This window comes from Stenotrophomonas rhizophila (assembly GCF_007667275.1).
Lineage (GTDB): Bacteria > Pseudomonadota > Gammaproteobacteria > Xanthomonadales > Xanthomonadaceae > Stenotrophomonas > Stenotrophomonas maltophilia_AE.
This window is the reverse complement of sequence record NZ_VDQT01000004.1, coordinates 239,886-265,323: the sequence shown is the minus strand read 5'-3', so window position 1 is coordinate 265,323 and position 25,438 is coordinate 239,886. Positions and strand designations below refer to the sequence as shown.

At 62.5% G+C, this 25,438-nt stretch carries 23 protein-coding genes; 14 read left to right on the top strand and 9 right to left on the bottom strand.

Features of this window, described 5'->3' with window-relative positions:
- Nucleotides 1-14 precede the first annotated feature (14 nt).
- Complete coding sequence (locus tag FSZ13_RS14210; RefSeq protein ID WP_260844192.1) at nucleotides 15-1,121, top strand: HlyD family secretion protein; 1,107 nt, start codon at nucleotides 15-17, stop codon at nucleotides 1,119-1,121.
- A 99-nt stretch (nucleotides 1,122-1,220) separates the two neighbouring features.
- Here FSZ13_RS14210 and FSZ13_RS14205 read toward each other — a convergent pair whose 3' ends face one another.
- Genes FSZ13_RS14205 through FSZ13_RS14195 form a run of 3 tightly spaced genes read right to left on the bottom strand, consistent with a single transcriptional unit; the run spans nucleotide 1,221 to nucleotide 6,057 of the window.
- Entirely contained in the window at nucleotides 1,221-4,286 is a 3,066-nt protein-coding gene (locus tag FSZ13_RS14205) for an efflux RND transporter permease subunit (protein WP_145480802.1), read from the bottom strand.
- The gene (locus FSZ13_RS14200) at nucleotides 4,283-5,380 is read right to left on the bottom strand and encodes an efflux RND transporter periplasmic adaptor subunit (protein ID WP_145480800.1); all 1,098 of its coding nucleotides are present in this window, start codon (nucleotides 5,378-5,380) and stop codon (nucleotides 4,283-4,285) included. The genes FSZ13_RS14205 and FSZ13_RS14200 overlap by 4 nt, the downstream gene beginning before the upstream one ends.
- A 44-nt stretch (nucleotides 5,381-5,424) precedes the next feature.
- Entirely contained in the window at nucleotides 5,425-6,057 is a 633-nt protein-coding gene (locus FSZ13_RS14195) for a TetR/AcrR family transcriptional regulator C-terminal domain-containing protein (RefSeq protein WP_145480798.1), read from the bottom strand.
- Between the two features lie 256 nt (nucleotides 6,058-6,313).
- Between FSZ13_RS14195 and FSZ13_RS14190 the strand changes: the two genes are divergently transcribed.
- Nucleotides 6,314-6,937: a response regulator gene (locus FSZ13_RS14190; RefSeq protein ID WP_145480796.1), complete on the top strand. Its 624-nt coding sequence runs from the start codon at nucleotides 6,314-6,316 to the stop codon at nucleotides 6,935-6,937.
- 3 nt (nucleotides 6,938-6,940) lie between these two features.
- On the opposite strand, the gene FSZ13_RS14185 is transcribed toward FSZ13_RS14190, so the two are convergent.
- On the bottom strand, nucleotides 6,941-7,474 hold the full coding sequence (locus FSZ13_RS14185) for a hypothetical protein (protein ID WP_145480794.1): 534 nt from the start codon (nucleotides 7,472-7,474) through the stop codon (nucleotides 6,941-6,943).
- A gap of 199 nt (nucleotides 7,475-7,673) precedes the next feature.
- On the opposite strand from FSZ13_RS14185, the gene FSZ13_RS14180 reads away from it, so the two are divergent.
- Together FSZ13_RS14180 and FSZ13_RS14175 are read left to right on the top strand one after the other, a co-directional pair.
- Complete coding sequence (locus tag FSZ13_RS14180; RefSeq protein ID WP_145480792.1) at nucleotides 7,674-8,498, top strand: alpha/beta fold hydrolase; 825 nt, start codon at nucleotides 7,674-7,676, stop codon at nucleotides 8,496-8,498.
- Nucleotides 8,499-8,531: 33 nt separating this feature from the next.
- Nucleotides 8,532-9,452: an alpha/beta hydrolase gene (locus FSZ13_RS14175; protein WP_145480790.1), complete on the top strand. Its 921-nt coding sequence runs from the start codon at nucleotides 8,532-8,534 to the stop codon at nucleotides 9,450-9,452.
- Between the two features lie 76 nt (nucleotides 9,453-9,528).
- Here the strand turns inward: FSZ13_RS14175 and FSZ13_RS14170 are convergent, their stop codons facing one another.
- Complete coding sequence (locus tag FSZ13_RS14170) at nucleotides 9,529-10,419, bottom strand: AraC family transcriptional regulator (RefSeq protein WP_260844200.1); 891 nt, start codon at nucleotides 10,417-10,419, stop codon at nucleotides 9,529-9,531.
- A gap of 92 nt (nucleotides 10,420-10,511) precedes the next feature.
- Between FSZ13_RS14170 and FSZ13_RS14165 the strand changes: the two genes are divergently transcribed.
- The 7 genes from FSZ13_RS14165 to FSZ13_RS14135 all read left to right on the top strand — a co-directional run bounded on the left by FSZ13_RS14165 (nucleotide 10,512) and on the right by FSZ13_RS14135 (nucleotide 17,032).
- Nucleotides 10,512-11,048 carry a carboxymuconolactone decarboxylase family protein gene (locus FSZ13_RS14165; RefSeq protein ID WP_145480786.1) on the top strand — a complete coding sequence of 179 codons (537 nt, stop codon included), beginning with the start codon at nucleotides 10,512-10,514 and terminating at the stop codon, nucleotides 11,046-11,048.
- Nucleotides 11,049-11,118: 70 nt separating this feature from the next.
- A complete protein-coding gene (locus FSZ13_RS14160) occupies nucleotides 11,119-11,370 on the top strand; it encodes a hypothetical protein (protein ID WP_145480784.1) in 252 nt (83 codons plus the stop codon).
- 104 nt (nucleotides 11,371-11,474) lie between these two features.
- Complete coding sequence (locus FSZ13_RS14155; protein ID WP_145480782.1) at nucleotides 11,475-12,713, top strand: GAF domain-containing sensor histidine kinase; 1,239 nt, start codon at nucleotides 11,475-11,477, stop codon at nucleotides 12,711-12,713.
- Entirely contained in the window at nucleotides 12,685-13,113 is a 429-nt protein-coding gene (gene arsN2, locus FSZ13_RS14150) for an arsenic resistance N-acetyltransferase ArsN2 (protein WP_186308962.1), read from the top strand. Before FSZ13_RS14155 ends, arsN2 begins: the two co-directional genes overlap by 29 nt.
- A gap of 268 nt (nucleotides 13,114-13,381) precedes the next feature.
- Complete coding sequence (locus tag FSZ13_RS14145; protein WP_260844191.1) at nucleotides 13,382-14,629, top strand: alpha/beta fold hydrolase; 1,248 nt, start codon at nucleotides 13,382-13,384, stop codon at nucleotides 14,627-14,629.
- 329 nt (nucleotides 14,630-14,958) lie between these two features.
- Nucleotides 14,959-15,225, top strand: coding sequence for a hypothetical protein (locus FSZ13_RS14140; RefSeq protein ID WP_145480778.1), 267 nt, complete (start codon nucleotides 14,959-14,961; stop codon nucleotides 15,223-15,225).
- A 430-nt stretch (nucleotides 15,226-15,655) separates the two neighbouring features.
- Entirely contained in the window at nucleotides 15,656-17,032 is a 1,377-nt protein-coding gene (locus FSZ13_RS14135) for a hypothetical protein (protein ID WP_145480776.1), read from the top strand.
- A 665-nt stretch (nucleotides 17,033-17,697) separates the two neighbouring features.
- Here FSZ13_RS14135 and FSZ13_RS14125 read toward each other — a convergent pair.
- Nucleotides 17,698-18,084 (bottom strand): hypothetical protein, encoded by a 387-nt coding sequence (locus FSZ13_RS14125; RefSeq protein ID WP_145480774.1) that lies wholly within the window; start codon nucleotides 18,082-18,084, stop codon nucleotides 17,698-17,700.
- Nucleotides 18,085-18,425: 341 nt separating this feature from the next.
- Nucleotides 18,426-18,713 carry a hypothetical protein gene (locus tag FSZ13_RS14120; protein ID WP_145480772.1) on the bottom strand — a complete coding sequence of 96 codons (288 nt, stop codon included), beginning with the start codon at nucleotides 18,711-18,713 and terminating at the stop codon, nucleotides 18,426-18,428.
- 1,715 nt (nucleotides 18,714-20,428) lie between these two features.
- Between FSZ13_RS14120 and FSZ13_RS18505 the strand changes: the two genes are divergently transcribed.
- From FSZ13_RS18505 to FSZ13_RS18905, 3 genes are all read left to right on the top strand, one after another.
- Entirely contained in the window at nucleotides 20,429-20,569 is a 141-nt protein-coding gene (locus FSZ13_RS18505; RefSeq protein WP_186308951.1) for a hypothetical protein, read from the top strand.
- The gene (locus FSZ13_RS18770) at nucleotides 20,566-21,201 is read left to right on the top strand and encodes a hypothetical protein (RefSeq protein ID WP_260844190.1); all 636 of its coding nucleotides are present in this window, start codon (nucleotides 20,566-20,568) and stop codon (nucleotides 21,199-21,201) included. The genes FSZ13_RS18505 and FSZ13_RS18770 overlap by 4 nt, the downstream gene beginning before the upstream one ends.
- A gap of 805 nt (nucleotides 21,202-22,006) precedes the next feature.
- Nucleotides 22,007-22,219, top strand: a complete 213-nt coding sequence (locus FSZ13_RS18905) for a metallophosphoesterase (protein ID WP_429000010.1) — start codon at nucleotides 22,007-22,009, stop codon at nucleotides 22,217-22,219.
- A 783-nt stretch (nucleotides 22,220-23,002) separates the two neighbouring features.
- On the opposite strand, the gene FSZ13_RS14100 is transcribed toward FSZ13_RS18905, so the two are convergent.
- Nucleotides 23,003-24,844: a caspase family protein gene (locus tag FSZ13_RS14100; protein ID WP_222116620.1), complete on the bottom strand. Its 1,842-nt coding sequence runs from the start codon at nucleotides 24,842-24,844 to the stop codon at nucleotides 23,003-23,005.
- Between the two features lie 78 nt (nucleotides 24,845-24,922).
- Nucleotides 24,923-25,174 (bottom strand): MbcA/ParS/Xre antitoxin family protein, encoded by a 252-nt coding sequence (locus FSZ13_RS18900; RefSeq protein ID WP_429000009.1) that lies wholly within the window; start codon nucleotides 25,172-25,174, stop codon nucleotides 24,923-24,925.
- Nucleotides 25,175-25,438 lie beyond the last annotated feature (264 nt).

Genomic DNA, 25,438 nt, shown 5'->3' with positions numbered 1-25,438 from the left:
CTGTAGTTCTGTTCATGACTCTGGGTGACTACACCCGCCGCAACCGGGTTTCAGGCGAGCTCGTTCCGGATCTTGGGCTATCGACCGTAGTAGCACCAGCAAGCGGAACCGTATCGGCCCTCTACGCGAGCGAAGGTGACCAAGTGGGGAGGGAAGCCGCCTTGGTCCTCATCAGCATTCCCAAGGTCACCTCAGCTGGCGACGACACGCTGGGTGTGCTGCGGACCGAACAGGCAGAGCGAACAGCGAGCCTTGGTGCCCTCCGCGATTCACAGTCTCGGCAGCTGGAGAAGCAGGAGGATGGGCTCAGGACACAGCGCGCAGTCTTGCTTCGTGAGCTGTCGCAGATGCAGGGAGAGATTGATACCCGTAGCGAGCAGGTCAGGCTCGGACGTGAAATCGTGGATAGGTATCGCCAGGTTGCCGATCAGCGTTACGTCAGCTTGGTTCAGCTTAGCCAACAGGAGCAGTCGGTCCTTGAACTTCTGAATGCCCAGCAGACACTTCAGCGGCAGGCACTGACGCTACGCAGGACGCTAGCGCAGCTTGACCAAAGCCTATCCGAGCTACCCGAACAGCGCAGGGCCGCCAGTGCGGAGTCCAGTCGCGAACTCGCCACGCTTCGGCAAGAAGCCGTAAGAATGGAAGCAGATGGAGAGATGCTACTGCGTTCACCAGTTAAGGGTATTGTAGCGACACGATTGGTAGAGCCTGGGCAGACAGTCCAAATCGGGCAGCCTGTCATGTCCCTCCTCCCTGGAGGTTCTGTATTGCGGGCTCAGCTATTGGTTTCTAGCGCGGCGATCGGTTTTGTGAAGGCTGGAGATCGAGTGATGTTGCGCTATGAGGCGTACCCATACCAGAAGTTTGGGAGCCATAGCGGCAAGGTGATTCAAGTTTCAAGGAGTGCGGTCACCCCCGGGGTGGCTCATAGTCCTGGTACCGAGCCAATGTACCGGATCCTCGTTGCACTCGATAAGCAAACCGTACTTGCCTACGGCCGAAACGAACCGTTGCGGCCTGGAATGCGGATCCAGGCGGATATCATGAGCGAAAGGCGCCCACTCTACGAGTGGGCGTTGGAACCGCTCTACTCAGTGGTTGGCCGTACGAGCAATTAGTAGAAGCTCTTCCGCGTCAACCCCAGCCTGGTTCAAGCGGGGAGCTGCTTGCTCCCCTTTCTGTTCCAAGGGGAGGTCACAGTTTGCTCGAGCGCTCAGTTATGCCTGACCGTGCGTGGACTTGTGGCGGAACTTCCGCGACATCCATTCGCCCAGGTCGTCCATTACCGTGAACGCGGCCGGGATCACGATCAGGCTCAGCAGCGTGGAGGTGATCAGGCCACCGATCACGGCGATGGCCATCGGTGCGCGGAAGCTGGAATCGCCAGCAAAACCCAGGGCGATCGGCATCATGCCCGCGCCCATCGCCAGGGTGGTCATGATGATCGGCTGGGCGCGCTTGCGGCACGCGTCGATCAACGCGTCGTGCTGGCTCATGCCCTGCTCGTCTTCGGCCATGACCGCGTAGTCCACCAGCAGGATGGAGTTCTTGGTGGCGATGCCGATCAGCATCAGCAGGCCGATCAGCGCTGGTAGCGAGAGCATGTTCTGGGTGATCAGCAGCGCGCCGAACGCACCGCCCGCACACAGCGGCACCGCCGCCAGGATGGTCACCGGCATCAGCGCGTGGTTGAACAGCAGCAACAGCACCATGTAGATGCAGATCAGGCCAGCGGCCATCGCCAGCATGAAGCCGATGAACAGCTCCACGAACACTTCGGCGTCGCCGGTGTTGAGGAACGTTACGCCCGGTGGCAGCTGCTTCACGCCGGGCAGCGCCTGCACCTCGGTCATCACATCGCCCAGCGGGCGGCCGTTGAGTTCGGCGGTGAGCGTCACGTTGCGCTGGCGCTGGTAGCGCGAAATCTGCGAAGGGCCACTGCCCTGGCGGATCTCGGCCACCGCCGCCAGCGGCACCGGGCCGTCGCGGCCGGGCACGCGCAGCTGGCCGATCAGTGCCGGGTTGGCCAGCGCGGCTTCGGCGAAGCCGACCCGGATCGGCACCTGGCGGTCGGGCAGGTTGAGCTTGGCCAGGCGCTGTTCGTAGTCGCCGGCGGTGGCGATGCGCGCGGCTTCGGCGATGTCCTGCGTGGCCACGCCGAGGTCGGCCGCACGCGCCGCGTTCGGCACGATCTGCAGTTCCGGGCGCAGCAGCGATGCGGTGGAGGTCACGCTGCCCAGCCCCTGGACGCCGCGCAGGTCGCGCTCCAGTGCGGTGGACGCTTCCTGCAGGCGCTGCGGGTCGTCCCCGGACAACACCAGCTGCAGCAGGTTGCCCGGCTCGGAGCTGACATAGCTCACGCGCACGCCGGGCAGGTTGGCCAGGCGCTCGCGCGCATCGCGTTCCAGCGCGCGCTGGTCGCGGTCGCGGTCGTCGGCCACACCCCAGTCCAGGATCAGCGTGGCCTTGCGCGGTTCGCCCACGCCGGTGGCGCTGGGGTCGCCCAGGTCGAGCACGGCGCCCACCGCGGTGTAGACCTGCTTCAGCTCCGGCATGTCCTTGAGCAGCGCGCGCGCACGTTCGGCCACGGCCACGGTTTCCTGCAGGCGCGTGCCTGGCGGCAGCTCCAGGTTGAGGTTGCTGCGGCCGAGGTCGGACTGCGGAATGAAGGTGGCCGGGATCAGCGGTACCAGCGCCAGCGAACCGACGAACATGGCGAAGGCCAGCCACAGGGTCCAGCCCCGGTGGCGCAGCGCTTTGTCCACCCAGCCCAGGTACCAGCCCATCAACTTCGATTCGGGCTTCTCCTCACCATGTGGCTTGAGCAGGTAGGCGGCCATCATCGGCGTGAGCAGGCGTGCCACCAGCAGCGAGAACAGCACCGCCGTGGCGGCGGTCCAGCCGAATTCGCGGAAGAACTTGCCGGCAATGCCCGGCATGAATGCCACTGGCACGAACACCGCCGCCAGGGTCAGGGAGGTGGCGATCACCGCATTGCCGATCTCGCCGGCCGCTTCGCGCGCCGCTTCCAGCGGCGGCTTGCCCATGCGTAGGTGGCGCACGATGTTTTCGATCTCCACGATCGCATCGTCCACCAGGATGCCGACCACCACCGACAACGCCAGCAGGGTGATGATGTTCAGGGTGAAACCGAAGAAGTACATCACCGCGAAGGTGGGGATGATCGACAACGGCAGCGCCAGCGCCGACACCCAGGTCGCGCGCCAGTCGCGCAGGAACAACCACACCACCAGCAGGGCCAGCAACGCGCCCTCCCACAGCATGGTCATCGAGGAATCGTAGGAGCGGTGGGTTTCGTCGATGGCGGTGGTGACCAGTCGGAAATCGATGCCGGGGTGTTCGGCCTTGATCCTGTCCAGCGCCTCATGCACGCCGGCTTCCACCTTCACTTCGCTGGAACCGCGGGTGCGCGACATCGAGAACGCCACCACCTTTTCCCCGTCCAGCAATGCAGCTTCGGTGGGGTCGGCAGCTGCGTCGGTCACATTTGCCAAGGTGGAAAGCCGCACCGCGCGCCCGTCCGGCAGGGCGATGGAGTAATCGCGCAGTGCCTGCGCGTCGCCCACCGTGCCCAGCGTGCGGATGGTCTGCTGCGCGCCTTCGATTTCGGCCTTGCCACCGGCGCGCTCCACCTGGATGCGGGCAAGCTGCTGCGACACATCACCGGCGGTGATGCCCATCGCGATCAACGCGTTCGGGTCGAGGTCCACGCGCACCTGCCGCTGCACGCCGCCGACCCGGGTCACCCGGGCCACGCCCGGCACGCCGTACATGGCGCGCGAGATGTCGCGGTCGACGAACCAGCTGGCTTCGTCCGGAGTCATGTGCGGCGCGACCAGCGCATAGGTCATCAGCGAACCGCCGATGTCCACCTTGGAAATCACCGGTTCCTGGATGTCCTGCGGCAGGTCGGTGCGGATGCGGGTGACCGCATCGCGGGTATCGTCCAGCGCGGTGGCCAGGTCGGCTTCCAGCTGGAACTCGATCGTGGTGGTGCTGACGCCTTCGCTGACCGAGGAGATCACGCGCTTGACGTTGTTGACCGTCGCGACCGAGTCCTCGACCTTGCGGGTGACCTCGGCTTCCAGCTGGCTGGGCGAGGCGCCCGGCTGGGTCACGGTGACCGTGGTCATCGGGAAGGCGATGTCGGGGAAGCGCGCCACCGGCAGCTGGTAGAAGCCCCACAGTCCGGCCACGCACAGCACGAAGAAGATCAGCAGGGCAGGCAACGGGCGCTTGATCGCCCAGGCGGAGATATTCATTTGGCGCTGGCCTTGGTATCGGTCACCACGCGCACGCGGTCGCCTTCACCGAGGAAGCCGGCGCCTTCCACCACCACCCGGTCGCCGGCCTTGAGCCCTTCCAGGATCGCGGTGCGGCCCTGCACGGCCTGGCCGGTACGCAAGCGCAGGCGCGCGGCCTGCTGCTTGTCGTTCACGGTGAACACGTAGCTGTGGCCGTCGCGCTGCACGATCGCCGCGGTCGGCACGGTCAGCGCCGGGCCTTCGCCGATGACGATGCGGCCCTCCACGTACACGCCCGGCTTGAGCGTGCCCGGTTCGGGCAGGTCGGCGAAGATGGTGCCGGTGCGGGTCTGCGCATCCACGCCGGGGGTGACCGCACGGATCCGGCCAGTGACCACCGCGTCCGCATAGGGCAGCTCCACGGCATTGCCCACGGCCACACCGGTGAGCTGGTCTTCGGGCAGCTCGGCGCGCCATTCCAGGCGACCATCGCGGATCAGGCGCAGCAGCTCGGTGCCGGCCGACACCACCTGCCCCGGCTGCACCAGGCGCTTGGAGATCAGGCCATCGGCGGGCGCGCGCAGGTCGGCGAAATCGCGGCGCAGCTGCGCCGCATCGCGCGAGGCACGCGCGGTGGCGGTCTGCGCTTCGGCATTGATGCGGTTGGCACGCAGTTCGTCCAGGCTGCTTTCGCTGATCAGCTTCTGCGCCGCCAGTTTTTCGCTGCGCTGGTAGTTCAGTCGTGCCAGTTCCTGTGCCGCCTGCGCCTGCTTCAGCGAGGCGTCGGCCTGCGCCAGCTCACTGTCCAGGGTGCGGTGGTCCAGCTGCAGAAGCACCTGGCCCTTCTTCACCCATTGGCCGACGTCCACCGGCAGCGCGGTTACGCGCTGGCCGCTGATCTCCACGCCCAGCTGCATTTCCTCGTACGCGGTGACCGGTCCGGACACCAGCACCGTGCGCGCCATGGTCTGCTGCTGTACGGCAGCCAGCGACACCGGCAGCGCCGAGTTGGCGGCGGCCGCGGCGGCGTCCTGTTCGTCTTTGTTGCCGCAGGCCGCAAGCAACACGGCCAGCAGCAGGAGGGAAGTACGGCGGAAAAGTGAGGCACGCATCGGTGAGCTTCCGTGTCGGAACTGCGGTAACGAGGGAAAGGAATTCAGGGGGCGCGGGCCAGGCGCTGTTCGATGCCGTCCAGCATCAGGCCGAGGCCCTGTTCGAAGCGCGCGTCGAAATCGACCTCGCTCCAGACCTCGCGGGCGCTCCAGCAAAGCGGGAAGCGCGCTTCGGCCAGGGCCATGAAGGACGCGCCGAGCGCTTCCATGCTGCCGTCGCCGGGCCAGGACTGTTCTTCAATCACAAAGCCCATCGTGTAGTACACCAGGTCCATCGGTGCCGTCGCGGCCACCCGCACCGACGCCCCCGCGCCGACCAGCGCAGCGATGCAGGTCTCGCCCACCCGCAGCACGTTTTCAGTGGCCAGGAAGGTGCCGGCGTAGACCCGGGCCCCATCGCGGCGCGCCTTGAACGCGGTACGGAACTCGCGCGCGACCTGCAGCAGGGTCTGCCGCCAGGGCTGGCCATCGGGGATGGCGCGGGCCACGTCCACGATCATGGCGTCGGCCATCGCATCGACCAACGCCTGCTTGCTCTTGAAGTGCCAGTACAGCGACGGCGCGCGGATACCCAGCATGCAGGCCACCTTGCGCAGGGTCACGCCCTCCATGCCGGCTTCGTCGAGAAGCTTGAAGGCGGCCGCGACGATGTGGTCCCGGGCAATGGGTTTGCGCACTGGAGGGAGTCTACCTAACGTTGTTAGGGAGCGAATCTAACAGTGTTAGGTTTGGCGGCGCAAGGGGAAGAGCGGGCGGTAGGGTCGGTCGAAAGACGACCGCCGATAAAGATGATCGCAGCTGGAACGGATGACCCAGGAAGAGGCCAGCGCTCTTCGCAGGTGGTGCTTCCTGCCGCAAGGGCGGCCCTTCGGTAAATACGCTTGCGTTGGGGCGCAGCAGGCGGCACGGTTCACTCCTGACCCGGACCCGACCATGACCATCCGCATCCTCACTGTCGACGACCACCCGCTGATCCGCCAGGGCATCGCGTCGATGCTGGCGCTGGAGAGCGATATGGAGCTGGTCGGTGAAGCGGCGGACGGGAACGAGGGCATGGCAGAGTTCCGTCGCCTGCTACCGGATGTCACCCTGGTGGACCTGCAGATGCCCGGTATCGACGGCATCGAACTGACCCGCCGCCTGCGCGGCGAGTTTTCGGAGGCGCGGATCATCATCCTCACCACCTACCGTGGCGATGCCAATGCACGCGAGGCGCTGGCCGCCGGTGCCTGCGGCTACCTGCTGAAGAGCTCCCTGCGCGGCGAGCTGATCGGTGCGGTACGCCGCGTGGCGCAGGGCAAGCGCTGCCTTTCGGCGGAGATCTCCGAGGAGATCGCGCAGCACCTGGGCGAAGAGGCGCTGACCGCGCGTGAGCTGTCCATCCTGTCGGCGCTGGCGCAGGGCTGGGAGAACAAGCGCATCGCCAACACGCTGGGTATTTCCGCGGAAACGGTGAAGTCGCACGTGGCGCGCATCTTCGAGAAGATCGGCGCGCGCAACCGCACCGAGGCGATCCATATCGCACTGCGTCGCGGCCTGGTACGGCTGGAAGATTGAGCGCTAGCGCTTCAGCATCGGCAGCGGCCGCAGCGGATGGCGCAGGCCATGCCTGAGCGAGAACTGCAGCAGCCGTAGGTGGAAACCGAGGCGCGGAAAGCGCTGCACGGTGCTGCGGAAGTCGTCCGCGTGGAGGTCGAAACGCAGCGTGCCCAGCGACACGTCGATCCAGTCGGCGCGCCGGAACATTTCGATCCGGCGGTCCTGTTCGGCGGGCAGGGCCGATATGCGGTGGTGCTCGCGGATCATCGCCTGCACCAGCGGAATGTGCGCGGCGCGGTCATGGTCGACTAGGTACTGGCGGGCCAATGCCTCGGAGGGTTCCAGGTAATCGAAGGTGCCGGCGGTCCAGATGCCCAGGTCGTGAAAGGCCACCGCAACCGACAGCACGTACAGGTCTTCCAGCGTCCCCGGCAACAGGCACCAGTGGAAGTTGGCCACGCGGTAGGTGTGGTTGCGGTACGGGTGGAAGTCGCGCCCCAGCACGGTGGCGTGGGCGTCCAGGATCTCATCCAGCACAGCCAGGCGATCGAGCATGGCGTTCTCCCTGCGTGCACCGAGGGTGCACTGGCGTCCAGCGTAACGCGGGGCGTTGCGATGGCCGCTGCCGGCCGGGGCATGCGTAGTCCCCCCATGTGGGGGAGCGCATCCGCGCCCGAACGACCGATGCCCGGCACCGGCCAGGGTGTGAGGCTGCACCGTCGCCACCCTTTCCCCTATCGGCATCGAGAAGACCATGAGCACCTTCACTACGTCCGACGGCACCTCCCTCTACTACAAGGACTGGGGCACCGGCCCGGTGGTGTCCTTCAGCCACGGCTGGCCACTCAATGCCGACGCGTGGGAAGCGCAGATGTTCTTCCTGGCCAGCCACGGCTTCCGCTGCATCGCCCACGACCGGCGCGGCCATGGCCGCTCCAGCCAGCCATGGCACGGCAACGAGATGGACACCTACGCCGACGACCTGGCGCAGCTGTTCGAACACCTGGACGTGCGCGACGTGACCATGGTCGGGCACTCCACCGGCGGCGGCGAAGTCGCCCGCTACATCGGAAGGCATGGCACCGCGCGCGTGTCCAAGGCGGTGCTGATGGGCGCGGTGCCGCCGATCATGCTCAAGACCGCCGATAACCCCGACGGGCTGCCGATCGAGGTGTTCGACGGCTTCCGCGCCGCTTACCTGGCAGACCGCGCGCAGTTCTTCCTGGACGTGGCCACCGGTCCGTTCTTCGGCTTCAACCGACCCGGCGCGAAGGTGTCCGAAGGCCTGATCCGCTCGTGGTGGAACCAGGGCATGCAGTCCGGCCACAAGAACGCCTACGACTGCATCAAGGCGTTCTCGGAAACCGACTTCACCGAAGACCTGAAGAAGTTCGACGTGCCCACGCTGATCATCCACGGTGACGACGACCAGATCGTGCCGATCAAGGCCGCCGCGCTGCGTTCGGTCGAGCTCGTCAAGGATGCGGAGCTGAAGATCTACCCGGGCGGCGGCCACAACCTGGGCGACACCGCCAAAGACCAGCTCAACCAGGACCTGCTCGCTTTCCTGCAGAGCTGAGCCCTCCCCTCCCCCACGTTTCGAGGACCTGCCATGAACACTGTGCCCCCCGCCGCCCTGCACGCAGTGGCTTCCGAACCCCGCGGTTCGGGTCCGTCACGCAGCGAAGAATTCATCAGCGGCGGCGAGGGCGAGCTGTTCATCCGCAGCTGGCGCCCCAGCGGCCCGCCGCGCGCGGTGCTTGCCATCGTGCCCGGCTTCAATTCGCACAGTGGCCATTACCAGTGGGCGGCAGCGCAGTTCACCGCGATGGGGCTGGCGGTATACGCAGTGGACCTGCGCGGCCGCGGCAAGTCCAGCGGCCCGCGCTTCCACGTGAAGCACTTCGACGACTACCTGGCCGACGTACAGTCGCTGTTGGACGTGGCCCGCACGCGCGAACCGGGCCTGCCGGTGTTCCTGCTGGGGCACAGTGCCGGCGGCGTGATCGCCTCGGCCTACACCCTGGCCCACCAGGACGAGCTGGCCGGCCTGATCTGCGAGAGCTACGCCTTCCAGGTGCCCGCACCGGCTGCAGTGCTGTCGCTGGTGCGCTGGCTGAGCGGCCCGTTCCCCACCCTGCGCGTGCTGAAGCTGCCCAACAAGGAATTCTCGCGGCTGTCAGAGGTGGTGAAGGCACTCAATGCCGACCCGCTCATCGCCAACGAAAAGCAGACCGCATTGACCGTGGCGCAGATGCTGGTCGGCATCGACCGCCTGCGCCGCGGCTTCCCCACGCTGCGCTTGCCGGTGCTGGTGATGCATGGCACTGCCGACAAGGTCACCGTGCCCGCCGGCAGCCAGGTGTTCCAGGACAACGCCGGTTCGGCCGACAAGACCCTGCTGCTGTACAAGGATCATGCGCATGACCTGCTCAATGACCTGGGGCGCGAGGAGGTGATCGGTGACATCCAGCGCTGGATCGACCGGCATCTGGCCGCCGGTGCCGCCAACAGCGTGGAGCGGAGCGCATGAGTGCTGGCGCAGCACCAGCACCCTGTTGCCGGCGCGGAAGCGAACCGCAGCTGCGTTGATCATGCAGGCGCCGCGCTCAGCCCTCGTTCCCTTCCTGGGTCGGGCCGCGCGCGTGCACCCACTCGCGCGGTGACGCGCCGGTACGGCGACGGAACGCCCGCGAGAAGGTGGGCGCGTCGGCGAAGCCCAGTTCCAGCGCTACCTGCTTCACCGGCCGCCCCGCGCGCAGCAGCGAAGTGGCTACGTTGAGCTTCCAATCCAGCGAATAGGCCGCCGGCGTGGTGCCGGTGGCGGTCTTGAACGCGGCGGCGAACGCGCTGCGCGACATGCCGGCCAGGCCAGCCATGCGCTCCAGCGTCCACGTTTCCCCAGGTGCGGCGTGCACCGAAATCAAGGCCCTGGCCAGGCGTGGGTCGGACAGGCCCAGCATCATGCCGGGCGCCACCCGCGCCTGTTCCGGGTGGTCGATGATCCAGCGCAGCACCTGGATCAGCACCACTTCGAACAGGCGGTTGGCCAGCAGGCGCGACCCGCAGCGGGTGCGGTCGGATTCGGCGAACAGCAGCTCCAGGGTGGCCTGCAGCCCGTCGATGGCCTGCAGCGGCAGCACGATCACGTCCGGCAGCGACTGCACGATCGGGTTGCGCAGCCCACCGTCGAAATCCAGCGTCGCGCAGGTGAAGTCGGAGCCGTCCACCGGCGGATTGATGAACTCGTGGTGCACCGCGCGCGGAAACAGCAGCAGCGTGGGTTCGCACAGATGGGTGCGCGCCAGCTGCTTGCCGTCCCGGTACAGCAGGTCCATTTCGCCCCGCCGCAGCACATGCAGGAAGCCGCGCCCGGGCTGGGCGTCGAAGGTCTGCAACCCGCACAGCGGGCCGGCATGGAACAGAGTGGCCTCGACCCGGAACCGCTCCAGGACGGGGCTGAGACGGTCGATAGCGGTGCTGGACGAATTGACATCTATCAGCGACATAAAGACACCAAACGTCCTGATCGGGTTCCTATTATGCCCATCAACCGGCCACTCCGCGCCGGCATCCAACAGGAAACCCAGCCATGTCCCGTATCCCCCTTGTCACCCCGCAGGACGCCACCGGCGAGACCCAGGCCCTGCTCGGCCAGATCCACGGCGCCTTCGGCGCCACCCCGAACATGTTCCGCGCCGTGGCCAATTCCACCGCTGCGTTGAAGAGCATGTGGGGCTCGTTTGGCGCCCTGGGTGCCGGCGTCATCCCGGCCGCGCTGGGCGAGAAGATCGCCGTGGCCATCGCCAACCGCAACGCCTGCGAGTACTGCCTGGCCGCGCACACCGCACTGGGCCGCAAGGCCGGTGCCAGCAGCCAGGAAATGAGCGCCGCGCAGGGCGGTGAATCGGACGACCCGAAGACCGCCGCCGCACTGCACTTCGCCCTCCGCGTGGTGGAAGGCCGTGGCCAGATCGACGATGGCGACGTCGCCCAGCTGCGCAGCGTAGGCTTCAGCGACGGGGAAATCGTCGAGATCCTCGCCCACGTCGCGTTGAATCTGTTCACCAACTACGTCAACGTGGCCTTTGCGGTGCCGGTCGATTTCCCCGGCGTCAAGCTGCGTTGAATGATGTGCACAGGCTGGCCGGCGACGCCGGCCAGCCCACCGTGCCACCCGCACCCCTGGAGGCAAGCCCATGTCCCGCCCCTACCAACCGATCAACTGCGAGTTTCACGATGTCCTCGAGGCGGTCGCCACCGGCGGTCGGCGCGTGCCGATCGTGCATGCCACCGCCGGCGCAGCGCCGGCTGTGGTCGTGGCCCGGATCACCGACCTGGGCGCCAGGGACGCCGTCGAATACATGCACCTCGATGACGGCAGCCAGATACGGCTGGATGACATCGTGAGCGTGGACGGCATCGACCAGCAGGCATTCGACCCGCGCTGACCGCGGTACCGGCTGTCCCGCTTCCGACATCGCCGCCGCGGGACAAGTGCGGCGCCTGCTTTCGTGGGATCATCCTGCGTTCCAGAGATACCTCCACCCGCCCCATGCCTGTGCTGACCGACCCGGCCCTGCTGCGCGACATTGCCGACATCAACCGGATCCGATCGGTACCGCGGATCCTGGAGACGGTTGCCCACATCACCGGCTCACGGTTCACCGCCATCGCGCGGGTCACCGACACCACCTGGACGGCATGCGCGACTTACGACACGTTGGGATTCGGCCTGGTGCCCGGCGGCCAGCTGGTGCTGGAGACCACCCTCTGCGATGAGATCAGGCAATCCTCCACGGCCGTGGTGTTCGCACACGCCAGCCAGCATCCGCTATATTCCCGGCACCACACCCCACGCATCTACGGGCTGGAGAGCTACGCTTCGGTCCCGATCTTCCGTCCGGACGGAAGCTTCTTCGGCACCCTGTGCGCGATCGACTCGGCGCCCGGCAATTTCGACGAAGCGCACGTGCAGCGTTCCATGGAGTTGCTGGCCGAACTGGTCGGCAACTACCTCGACAGCGAAGACCGCCTGGTGGAGGCCGCCGCGCAACTTTCGGCAGCGCATCGCGTCGCCGACCTGCGCGATCAGTTCGTCGCCGTACTGGGCCACGACCTGCGTAGCCCCCTGCAGGCGATCAGCATGGCGGCCGATTCGCTGGACATGTCACCGCTCACGGACAGCCAGGACCACATGCTGGGCCACATCCGCGCCGGCGTGGACCGGATGGACGGGCTGATCAGCGACGTGCTCGATTTCGCGCGCGGGCGCCTGGGCGGCGGCATCCCGGTATTGCTGCGCGATTGCGATTCGCTGGAACAGGCGTTGCGCAAGGTGGTGGTGGAAGTGGAGGTGGCGAGCGGTCGCTCGGACATCACCGCACACGTAGACATCGACGGACGTGTTTACTGCGACGCCAGCAGGCTTGCCCAGCTGCTGGCGAACCTGCTGGGCAATGCCGCACAGCACGGCGATACGTCCCGCCCCATCTCGGTCGACATACGCGCCGATTCGGACGCGCTGTCACTGGTGGTCCGCAATGGCGGCCAGATCCCGTCCGACAAGCTGGCGGACATCTTCAGCCCGTTCTCCCGCGAGAAGGGCGACGACCCGCGACCGGGCCTGGGGTTGGGCATCTATATCGCTGCGGAAATCGCCCGTTCGCATGGTGGCTCGCTCGACGTCGTATCGGACGCCGGGACAGGAACGGCGTTTACGTTCCAGATGCCGCGCAACGCTGCGGCGCGTTCGGAGGAGCACCGTGACAACATTCACCCGGATCACGCTTGATGCGGACGCGCTGTCACTGCTGACCAGCGCCGGGCTGCCGGTGGCTGACCTCGAGGATGCCGTGCCCAAGGTCTTCGGTGGCCTCTACGAGGACGACACGCTGATCGGCATTGTCGGTGTTGAACTGCATCTGCCATTCGCCCTGTTGCGTTCCCTGGCGGTTGAACGAAGCCGCCAGGGGCGGGGGGCTGGCGCTGCCCTGGTGCGCCACGCGGAGCGCTTGGCCGCCGATGCGGGCGTTGCGGAGCTGTTCCTCCTGACCACCACGGCGGCGACGCTGTTCGAACACTGCGGTTACCGCCATGTGTCGCGGGACGAGGCGCCGGATGCATTACGGCAGTCACGGCAGTTCGCTGGAATATGTCCTGGAACTGCAGCCTTCATGGTCAAGCGACTTTAGTGCCCGATATTCGCATCCAGAATTCAGCACGCAGCGCGCGAGCCCGAAGCGCTTACTGACCTCGTGCCCTGGCGTGACTTCCGGCATTCGTAGCAGCTGCGCCAACGCCCCATCGTAGCCATTCATTCAGGCCTGGGGATGGCTTATGGGTCGCAGTGCGTTGTGGGCAGCTTTGCTTCTTCTCTCACCATTCGTCGCCAGCGCGTCCGAACCCAAGGCGCAGCGGTGTGGTGATGCCGAGTCGCCGGCTCTGCATGGGTCCCGCTGCATGACGGTGGAAGTTCCGCTGCGGCACGCCGATCCCGCTGGCGAGAAGCTGTCCCTGTTCGTGCGCCGCATACCCACGACAGCCGGCGAAGCCAGGCGTGGCGAGGTCTGGCTCCTATCAGGCGGACCAGGTGAGTCAGGCGCGTCGCTGTATCCGATGATCGAGACCTATCGACGCGCGTTCCCCGGTTTCGATCTTGTAATTCCCGACCACCGCGGCACGGGGAGGTCGTCGCGCATCTGCCCCGTAGAGGAGGGGCGGGAAAGCCCCGCTGGCACGGCGCTGGCGGGCGCGGAGTGGGTTCCTTGCATCGGCTTCATGTACGCCAACCTGCAGCGCACGTCGGCATTCTCCATCACCGAGGCCGCGCAGGACCTGGGCATGCTGATGTCAGGCGCGGATCGACGCGGCGAGGTGCTGCTGTACGGCGTGTCTTACGGTACCCAGTTGGCGCTCCGGGCACTCCAGCTCCAGGACCTGAAATTGGACGGGCTCCTCCTGGATGGGCTGGTGCCGCTTGAGGACACCTCGACATGGGACCTCAGCCGACGCACGGCGCTGGTCGATCTGGTGGGTCGACAGAGCATGGATACGATCAGCCTCGAGCGCTATCGAAATCTGTTGCAGGTCAAAGACCCTGCCTGGCTCAAGGACGTACCGGGCAGCGACCTGCGCCGGTTCTTTGCTGCGTTGCTGAGCTTCCCGACATTGCGCGATCGCATTCCGAAGATCGTGCGGGACCTCTCCGATGGCGATACCCGCTCGCTGGTTGCAACCGCGAAAGACTTGAACGATGCGCTGGCAAAGCTTGGGCAGAGTGGGAACGATCAGCCCGCATTGCCGCTGGTCATGCTCATCGCCGCCTCGGAAAACAACGCGCGCCCGGAACTCACCCTGTCCACCGTCAATGACGAGGCAAAGGACGCGCTGTTCGTTAGCCCCATCCCCGCGCTGCTCGTCGCCGGCTCCGTACCCCGCTACCCACGCGACACATGGTTCGGCAGGCATCCGGACACGCTGCCGCGGACGCTGATCCTCCAAGGCACGCTGGACCCCAATACCGCGTACGCCGGCGCGGTGGAGCATGCTGCCGTACTCGGCAAAGCCGGGCCCGTCACCTTCCACACCGTCGAGCGCGGGGCCCATCTCCTGCCGCTGGTGGCGCCGGCGTGTTTCACCGCTGCCGTCAACGCGTTCATTGCGGGCGGCGCGCCTGCGGAACGATGTGCGGAACCTGTGTCGGAGTGATCCCTGCAATTTCGGTCATTTGCGTAGACGGGCAACCACAGGTTTGTACTTCTGCTCAACCTATGGTTGCGCAAGGGCTGAAAACCTTTGGTTGCAGGAACCCAGAGGTGGATCTAGCGCCAGGCGCTCACTGGCCATCGCCAACGGCCCAGCCGGGGGCCTTCCTGATGCGGGTCCAAGCTTTTGGAGGATCGAGGGCAGTGAAGGTCGGACGAAGCATCCGGTTCCGTGGTCGCAAATCCGGAGCATATGGGCCGACATCGCCAAGGCAACGACTGCTATGGATCCGTCGCTGTCGCCCCCCAAGCTATCTATCCCTCGTGCCGCTGATGGCTGCTTCCCGCCAAAAGCAGACATCCGCCTTGACCTCGAAGAGTCTTCCTAATCACAAGCCACCCGGCAGCATTCTGCTCAACGTGGAGTGGAGCTTCGTGAAAGCGGTGCACATCGGCGAAACCATCACGGCAACCGTGGAGGTGCTCTCCGTACGCGAAGACAAGCCGATCTGCCAGCTCAGGACGACGGTGCGGAACCAGCGCGGCGAGGCGTGCCTGCACGGCACGACAATGAGCTACACCGTTGCCCTGGACCCGTGATGGTCGAGAGGATTCTGTAGTAAATCTCAAAGCACCATTACCACCTCGTGCCAGGCCATACCGCAGTGGTCGGAGTCGGACGGCTTGACGCACGCATAGCGCATGCGGCGGCACAGCTGCAAGTGGCGGTCATTGCACATCCGGTGGATTGTCTCTTTGCCAAGCGCACGCATGCGCTCCACGAAGGTCGTCATCAACTGCGTCGAGTATTGCGGTAAGCCTATCAAGGTGCCTGTGCGGCATACTTGATTCGTTGATTCGTTGATTCGTTGATTCGTTGATTCGTTGAGTCGCTACGCCACGGCAGCCCCTTCTGGCACAACCCGTTTGGCCAGTCATGTAGAGGTCGCTATGGCTCTACATAGGTTAGCCCAAGAGCCAATCTACACGACGTCGACTGCATGACCCCTCCAATTCTCATGGACTACCTATGAACCCTATCACCCTCGCGCGCTTTGATGCTCTTGCTGGCTACTGCAGATTCGGGCCTGGAATGGCGATCGCGGAGGAGTGTGGCTGGTATGAGTCTGCAGATGGGAGCCTCTTAGGGCTAATCGTGCGCGACCGGCAGGATGGAGACTATCAAGGGATTCTGTTGGCCCGTGACCGCGCTGACCGCTTCCGCTGGGTCAACGGAACCTCATTTTTTGAAGAGCCGGAGACGGCACTCATCGAGCTTCGTGCACAGGCACCTAGGGTTGCAGAGAAGATTGAGCATCAGCGCGGTCAAGTTGATGAGGCTTCGGCAGCCATGGACTTTTTCTTTCTGCGCGTTCCTCAGGCACGACTACATCCGAGCTTCACTGCTTTGAGCGAAACCGAGGGTTATAGCCCTGCCCGTGAACTGATTAGCTCCATGATGCGATGGCACGAAGATATTGATGGGAACTACGTTGAACAGTTTCAGTCCACGGCCTTCGATGCTCGGCTGTTAGAGCTATACGTGTTCGGTCTGCTTATTGAGAATGGGTTCTCGTTGGATCACACGCATTTCGCACCCGACTACTTGGCCAATGATGGCATCGCTGAGATTGCGATCGAGGTCACCACGTGCAACCCATCCTTGGATGGACGTGGCCAGGTTGTCCCTCCACCACAGCCCCGAACTGCCGCAGAGCAGTTGGATTACTTGAAGGAATACATCCCCATCAAGTTTGGGAGCGCGCTAACTTCCAAATTGGCTAAGCGGTACTGGGAACTTCCTCATGTCGCTGGCAAGCCGCTCGCGTTCGCAATTCAAGACTTCCATAAGCCTGGCTCAATGATGTACGCGCGCTCGGGCTTGAGCATCTACCTCTATGGATACGACTACGATTCCCATCACAATGAGCAAGGTGAGTTGGTGATTTTGCCACGAAAGATCGCGGAGCATCGCTGGCTCGAGAAGGTCATTCCATCAGGATTTTTCGACCTGCCGGGAGCGGAATACGTCAGTGCTGTCCTTTTCAACAACACTGCCACTTTGAGCAAGTTCAACCGGATGGGCTTTGTCGCCCGTATGGGCTCTGCAGACGTTCGAATGTTCGTGGAAGGCATGGCCCTTAGTCCTGACCCCAATGCCGCCGAGCCCATTCCGTTTGCTATTGCAGTAGATGGTGAGTATGAAGAGACGTGGTCAGAGGGGCTGGAGGTCTACCACAACCCTCGTGCGCTCCATCCGCTCGATCCGCGACACTTTCCGTCTGCCGTTCATCACCACTTGGCGGATGATGCAATGCTAAGGACCATGTGGAACGGATCCTTTCACCCTCTGGGCTCTTTTACCCAAATATTCACCTTTCAAGACAATCAACCTGCTGCCGAGTAGCGCGGGTGGCTTCGCGAGCAAAGTCGGCGCGTACTCGGCTTCCAACCAAGCTAAGAGTCGCTCTCGAAATCGGCGCGAGCAGCACGCAGTCACGGGTCGGTCAGTTGTGAGCATCGCGGCCGGAGTTGCGCCGTCAAGCAGCGCATGCGGGGAACGGAACCACTCGACCTCTCCCCAGCCGGCACTGCGACGTAGGCCGCCTGACTCACGCTGGAAAGGACCGAAGTCGCGCAGTACTCCTAGGAGCTCAACCAGGTGGTCCACAGGCTGACCATCAGAACGAAACTGCCAGCTTGGATAGCGGTAGCTTGGCAAGGGATGCATGAGATACACCCCCAAAAGCCTGTTCTCGCGCCTTAGCTGGCTCGCGTTATGTTCACCGCTTTGAGGCCGGCTGCAGAGCTGGGCACTTACCTGGGCCGCACTGGGCCAGTTTTCGGCCAACGCTGCTCGTTGGGCCACAGCGTCGAGCAGAATTTGCTGCGGTGCACCAATACCATCTCTGCTAGGCCTCCAGCGGCCGACGGAGACTTCAGGCAGCGGATGTTCATTAAGCGGAGACTGATGGCGTTGTTGCGCGCGACCTGCGGCATTTCCGCAACATTGAGAGCAAAGCAGCTCAAGGGCGGCTGCCATTGTGGACAGAGCCGTCGCTGACGGGTTGCTTAGCTCGAGCAACACGTCGCCTTCAGTGAGACCGGCTGGTCTAGCAACGAACTCAGGCCGTCACTCAGCGAATGGCTGAGTCGCTCCTGCAATTGACCTTCACGCCAGACCGCCCTCAGAGGAACACTCGTGGCATTCGCTGCGCCAGTCCGCAGTCGCGCTAGCTGCGTTACGCCGAATAGCGCAGCCCGTTCCAACTCTGCGCGAACGCTGGTCGGCACGCCTGGCAGCGCATCATCTATCTGGTTGACCAAGCGAAGACGATTGACCGTGCCAGCCAAGACCTGACGGTCCTGAGTGGCTGCTTCAGCGATGGATACTACGAGCAGCTGCTCAAGTATGTCGCCGTGCGGCGTTACGGTCAGTTCCAGCAGAGCCAAGGCCATTGTGTCTTCCCGCGTTGGGGTGGAGCGCCTCCGCCCCTGCGTTGCTCATAGTAGGCACTTGGAGGGTACAGCTCCACCTCTCCGAATCACTCATCTGACGATGGTCGAATTCGCCTTGAAGTAGGCTATCGCTTCGCACACTCAGGTCCACACATGGGCCCGTACAGGTGTTCCACGCGAGGTTGGTGTTCTTCGCCTCTAAGCGCTGGGTGCAACTCCAGCCAGGATCAGGCCATTGACATGGCCAAGGCCAGCGCTCTCAATTTTAAGCTCGGCGAGTGCCTGCATCAGGTCATCATCTCTGGCGTTCAACCATCGGAGCGTCATACCGGCGAACTCGTCTACCTCTTCGCTTTTTTGAGACTTAGCTCAATTCCCGCGCTATGGCAGGAGCTCTTGCTTGTTCGAGCCTGCTGCGCAACTTGGCCTGCAGGCGGTTCTCCCTCGCCGCTGGACACAGACTCTTGCACGGAGCAAAGCTCGAATTGAGCGCCCACAGATGACTGAGGGGAATAGGCAAGAACTACGCTGATGATGACGCTAGAAAGCGTAACCCTGATGCTGACGATGTTCTTATTGAAACTGTTTTTAATACTGAGATTTTTGAGGATATTCTTTACTGCGCTCATATGTTTTTCCTTATTAGAGGCAGTAGTACTTATCGCCACAGAATCTGCGTGAGCGGATTGTCAGTCCGGAGCATGGAAGTCCCTCGCGCACTCTCGGAGCGGTCCATCCCTTGGGTGGACAGTGATCCACGGTCAGCGGGCCGACCTCGCCACAGATGTTGCACCTCCCGACCTGAGTACCGCGCGCTTGTTTGATGGACATCGGGGCAATCCATTTGCTGGTTTCGAGGATGGTAGAGGTGGGACTGGCCACATTGACCAGGTTCTGCTGCCCCGAGTGGGAAAAGACTTCCAACTGTGGCGGATGCGCCGACGTGAGCCGCACTCCAAAAAAAAGGGCCCGCAGCAATGCGGGCCCTTCATTCATCATCACTTCTTCTTGGTGGGCGGCGGCGGCGGACGGTTGTGTTCCTTTTGAGTGGTGCGCGGGTGTGTCTCCGCGAAACGCTCGGTCACAAACCGGCCAGTCTCCGAGCTGCGGAAGTCCGCGGGGCCCTTCTTACTGGACATATCTGATCCTTTTTGCGAGATCTCTCCAGAAGATGCTCTGCTCCAAGTCCTAGGCACCCGGACCCAGTGACTGGGTCCGGGGCCTTCCTATCAACCCTTAACGGCGCGGATGGGAGCGGTAATGACGGATGACGTGTTCCACACGGCCGAATCGACGGCGGGTGTAAGCACGTACCGGTACATTCTTGGCACGCATAGCTCTCTCCTTCGGAGAAGGTGAGAGGAGCACGGTCTCGCCAAGAGAGGTCCAGGTCGCCCGGGCGTGTTGTTGACACGCTTCGGTCAACCGTGGAACCATTGTCCAGTCGATCGCAAACGACAAGACGGTTCTCGGCAGTCTGACAGGTGAGTCTCCTCTGGCACTCGCTCCTGTCCCCGGCCTTGTTACCTAGGAATCGCGCGCCAACGCGACCCTCGGTGACGTCTACATTGTTAAAGAACTGACCCTCGCCCTAAACAGCGGGGGTTTTTTCGTGGGCGTATCACACCCTTGACCAAACATTAACCGAGGTGACTTGGTTCAGTCAAGCGTTTTCGGTAGGTCGCGTACAAATCTTAACGTTAAGCCGTCTATTTGGCCCGTGGCGGCGATTCCAGCCCCACCAGCTTATCCTGACTAGCAATTGCTTTGGAATTGCACACAGCGCGTCCTAGGGCCATTCCGGCGGGGCATTACTTTTGGCCAGTGCGAGTGGCGATCCTCGCCCAAGTCCGGCCAAAGTCGGCAAACATCCGAGATAAATTCCTTAAAAAGCGCTCAATTTTGGGCAATCGTCAGCGAAAATTCCTTGCCGAAGCCGGATTCGGGCGATTTCACGATGGGAATTCTCTACCACGGCTTTTGTTCTCCCGCCTCAAACAGCGTCAACTGAGTTGCGCCAGCAAGAGCTTCGGGCGGACATTGGCACTAGGCATGAAGCAATTTGCATTGCAGCGGCACCTATGCCGCCCGTCAGGCGTCGGCGTAGACCTGATCTAGGAAGCAAATTTTGCGCACACCGGGGCCAGCTGGAGCTTAGACAGTAAACCGTAGAGCTATCTGATGCTTTCTCGTTTACTATGTTCTGACGTCGATTAATCCGGTAAAAGCCTTCTTGCACAAGGGTAAAAGCATCTTTTCTTCAAGAAATAGATGATCGCTCTATCTAGATGCTCCACCGATGGTGCTCTCTAATTTAAAGCACATCCTGACGTGGAACAATTTCGTGGAACAATTCGTCCAGCAATTCGGCACCATCAACCCCGCTGCATGCGCGATTTTTGTCTTGGCTCTCTGCGCCTTCGCATTGGCCTGGAAGGTCGTCCATATCCTCGGCAGGGTCATGCGCAATAAGGATGAAAAGTGAGTGCCTGGGGAAGCTTCCATTCATGGCCTGTAGGGCCTCTGGCCCTTGGCCCCTTGCGAGGTGGAGCCAACAAGCTGACCGGAAGGCACATCGCAGCGATAAAGGTCTTCATCGCGGTTGCGATCGAGGTGGACTTCACCACCCGATCAAGCGAAATCACCAACGATCGCCTGGCTCATCTGACTGGCTTGTCCCGTCCAATGCTCCTGCCAGCTGTGGAGATCCTGGAGGACAGGGGCGTCTTGAAATTCGACAACAGCGGATATCGCAATCGCTTCACACAGGCCCCCAGCGCCGAGGACAAGCGCTGGACGAAAGTGCCAGTGGACTTGGCAACCAAGGCAATGCAGCAGCTGCCAAATCGAGGCGTGACGGTCCTGGCTGCGTTGAAGATCTATCTGAAGCTGCTTGAGAGCCGCTCGAATGGCAACTCCAAGACGCTCATCTCCCACCGGAAGCTTGTGGAGGCCATGTCCTTGCCTTCTCGCGACGTTGCAGCCGGTATCGACCATCTGGTGGTCAATCGCCTCGTCCATGTAAGGCAGCACCCCGCGCTGAACAGCGCCGGCCACCCGGTCAATGAGTACAACCTTCTGGGGCCATTCAATGGCTACGGTGGATCAACTAACTGATGCATATTGAGCGATGCGGCACCCGGGCGCCCATCATCGAGGGTGCGCGATCCCGTCGCTAGACGGCGCCCCCTGCAATTGGGGTGCATGCGAGCACGCTGGCACCACTTGGATGAGCAGATGAAACCCTGCGATGCCTTTCAGCGTTGGAACTCCAAAGGTCATCCCTTCTGACTCTCTAGCCGGGACCAACTCCGCCTCGTCCTAAGGTGTACCAGTAGGCTCACACCTCTTTGCGTGCCGGGCGTGTCAGTAGGCTCACGATATGCACAAGGCACCGGCTTGCGAGCAATGTGTGCTCTCAACTTCTGCTGGCCGAGATGCCCTTATGCGGCCGACCGTACTTGCCTTGGACCTAGAGGGAACCCTCATTTCCAACGCCATCAGTCAGATCCCGCGACCGGGCTTGCGTCGATTTCTGGAGGAAGTGCGCTCAGAGTTCGAGCGCCTGGTCCTGTTCACTACCGTACCGAAAGATCGTGTGCGAGCTATTGCCACCCTCTTGGAAAAGCGAGGGAAGCGTTCCCGCGTGGTTCCCCGAGCTTCAGTACATTGAGTGGTCGGGCAAGACAAAGGACCTGCGCTGTGTCAGCCCAGTCATTGGCAGTGCTTTGCTGCTCGACGATCACGGTCCTTATGTCCACCCTGGACAGAGCCATCTCTGCGTTGGGATTCCGCTTTTCCGATCCCCTTATCCGTCGGACGACGACGGGCTACGCGTAGCGTCCCTCCGTCTTCGGGAGCGTGTCAGCGAGCTTGAGAGCGAAAACAGCAGCGGTCGGCCAACGGAACTACATTGAAGCGCGTGCTCGTCCTGTCGGACCTACACCGGGAAGTATGGCGCGACCTATCGGCTCACGCCCAAGATGCCTTGGCTGCGGTTCGGCCGGATCCAAGTCTCAGCCAGCCAGATGTGGTGATCCTCGCCGGCGACATCGATGTGGGGATTGGCGCTATTACTTGGGCAGACTCTGCATTTCCCAATATTCCGGTCATCTACGTCTCTGGAAACCATTAGGCGTATGGACGCAAGATTGGCGCAGTCAAAGAGGCGCTTGCACGAGAGCGTGCCGCCACTGGACATGTTCACTTCCTAGACAAAGGAGAGCTTGTGTTGGATGGCGTGCGGTTCCTTGGCGCTACCCTCTGGACCGACTTCAAACTACTGGGCTCTGACAGCTACCAAGATGTGCTCCAGGCCCCTACGTCCAGAATGAACGACTATCGTCGCATCAGGCTAGCGAAAGACGGATATCGTCGTATCCGACCACTGGACACCGCGCACTGGCGCAGGGAAGAGAGGATCTGGCTTGAGAGCGCGCTGAGCCAGACGTTTGCCGGACCCACTGTCGTTGTGACGCACATGGCGCCATCTGGTCGGTCAATTCCTGAGCGCTTTAATGGCGACGTACTCTCTGGGGCGTTCGCATCAGATCTAGATCACCTGGTTCGTCAATCAGATCTATGGGTCCACGGGCACGTTCACGACTCCATGGACTACACGCTCGGTGACGCCCGGGTCGTATGTAATCCGTTGGGCTATCCCATCAAAGGCGCTGATGGAAATCGGCGCGCTGAGAATCTTGACTACGATTCAAACTTTATTGTCGAGGTGTAGCATGCGCAAGGAGTACACGCGTAGGGGATTCAAGTAGTTGGTCGCCAACCTCATCTTCATTGACTGGAACGGCCGACGGGCTCCTGTGCAGCTAAGGCTCTAGTGATCACCCTCAGTACGGGCGTCACTCAGTCCAAGTCTAGCGGTGAACCGCTCATCGCCACGTGCCTTGCTGCCAAGATTCTAGAACCAATTCAGCCGAGCGATAGCTGATTTGTACTCTTCTGCCGCCTTCATGAACTCCTCGTGGCTGCCTCCAAATAGGCCTGCCTTGAACGGTGCCCACTGTTCACCTTCATCACGAGCGCGCACGAGCACTGCCTCAAGAGGCGCCCTAGAACTGCGGCGATGCTTCCATCCGAATCGACCGACCGGGCCCCATACACTTCGCTCCTCCTTCGCATATGCCTGGGCCGTCACGAGTGCTAGTAGAACCTCAAACTCATCAAACGCGTGCTCATAGGCACGCCCAATGAACAGTGCATCATCAAGTCGCGGTTGCAGCAACTTGAAGAGATAGTCGCTCATAGGAGTGTGATGGCGTTCGTAGCCAGGCAGATGTTTGAACAAATCGGTGCGAGTGAAGGCAAGGATAGCGTCGACAACCGCGCGGAATGCCGGACGAGATTCTTCAGCTGTATGGATCTCTGTGGCAAACACATCCGCCAGTGTGTCGTAGCGCCCCGCCGCCACGGCGGCGATGCCAGCGCAGTAGGACTGTAGGACAAGCGGGTACCAGCGAAGGTTCGACCAAACGGCCATTCCGCCACTCGCCTCCAAGCGATCAACGGAGCGAGCCAGGACCTTGCGCAGAACTGGCCGATGCGCATCACCTGCCCAGTACGACAGGCAGGCTTCAATCACTGACAGATCCAGCGTGCACTCCTCATATGCGGCAAGCCGTTGGGTAAGCTCCTCATCACTGTACGAGACATCGCGGTTGAAACTGTCCTGTGCGGTCGCGGAAAGAAGGCGCTTCAGCTCATCAATGACAAAGTCGTGCAGCTCAATCGCACGGTCGGGCTGGGCTAGCAAGTGCTTTGCCCGCGAGACCTTGGCTTCGAGCCCAGATCGCGTGTCCAGCTCCGCCGGGTACGGCACCACGAACAGCGCATCCTCACCGCCTGTGCCATCGGCGCCCGATACTTGTGGCATGCGGAAGATGAAGTCGCCATCTCCATCGATATGACCGAAGTGTGGCGTTTGGAGTGACCCTGCGTCTGCCGATACACGGCCGTACACGTATGCCATCAAGCCACTGGCGGTGAGCACTCCGTCCGCTGTTGCGGCGGCCCCGTCGAGTCCTTGCAGAAAATGTCCGGTGAACACAGAGTGGCCAGGTAGCGGCCCGCCAGCATCAGCGACGGTTTCATCTGCCTTCCCGGCAGTCAAGACCTGACGAGAGATTCGCTTCAGCATATCTTTGATGAAGCGAACACTGCCTGCACCAACGGCCCGGGTAACGGCCAAGCCTCCGTAGCAAGCATCCATCACAAACAACATGTGTTTGGCCGCGATGATCTCTGCATTACGCGTCAGCTCGTCCCATCGAAGCAGAGTCGAAAGATCACTCAAGTCGGCGTCGTGCGGAACTAAGTAGCCGATCTCGCCACGCACTCCACGTCGAGTGGTTCCATGGCCGGCGAAGAACACCACGACTCGATCATCAATTCCGACCGAATCCTGATCAGCGAAGCGAAGGAACGCCCGGCGAATAGCTTCAGAAGTGGCTTCTTCGTCCAGGAGCAACTGAACGTCCTCATTCTGAAACCCGTAATCGCGCGTTAGCCTGTCGTACACGGCATTCGCGTCGTTGACTGCGTAACCCAGAGGCCCAGCATTCTGATAGCGATTGATTCCGATGATCAGTGCGTGACTTCGACCATAGCGGGGCTTAAGAAGGAATCGGATGTCGCGCACACGCGTCTCCCTTTGCATGCGTGGGTTCTGCTGGATCGTATGCCCTGCGATGGCATCGAGCCACCGAAGCGTATCAGGATAGATGGTGACCGGGAACATCGACATTCAGTGCTCGCGTCGACCAGTTCTCGGCACACGATGTCTCACAAGTCATCTCGGCCACATCGGACGGCTGCAATCTAGCTAGGGGTCGAGTAGGCCACCGGCGTCCAAGTGGTTTCGGACTGCTGCTAAGTCTTCGATCCGACCACTACACATAAGCGCTAAGGCAGTAGACCCTTGAAACAGTGAAGCAGAGTTTGGCCGACGGACCCAACCGTCTGCCTGTTTCGGCTCGGGAAAAATTATGTGCGCTGCGCGGTATATTCGCAGAATATAACTGACTCGCTTCAGAGCCCCTGGGACAAGATCAGCGTTCCTCCCAGCCTCCAGCATTGCGTTCGCCACGCGGACGGGTTGCCCGAGAAGTGCCGTTTGCTCCAGTTCGGTTAAAGACCAAGCCTTCGATATCTCGGCGAACGCCCGTAGGGCTGGCCCGGCTAGGCTATCTTCTTCCTTCGCAAACTGCGTGGTCATACTTGTGGCCTGTGGGGATGCGCAGCTCATGCTAGCCCTAATTTGGGCGAACAAGTACCTAGCCCTCTTGATGCACCAGAAGGCGATTGAGACTCGGAAGCATGCTAGATAGGGTTGGTCGGC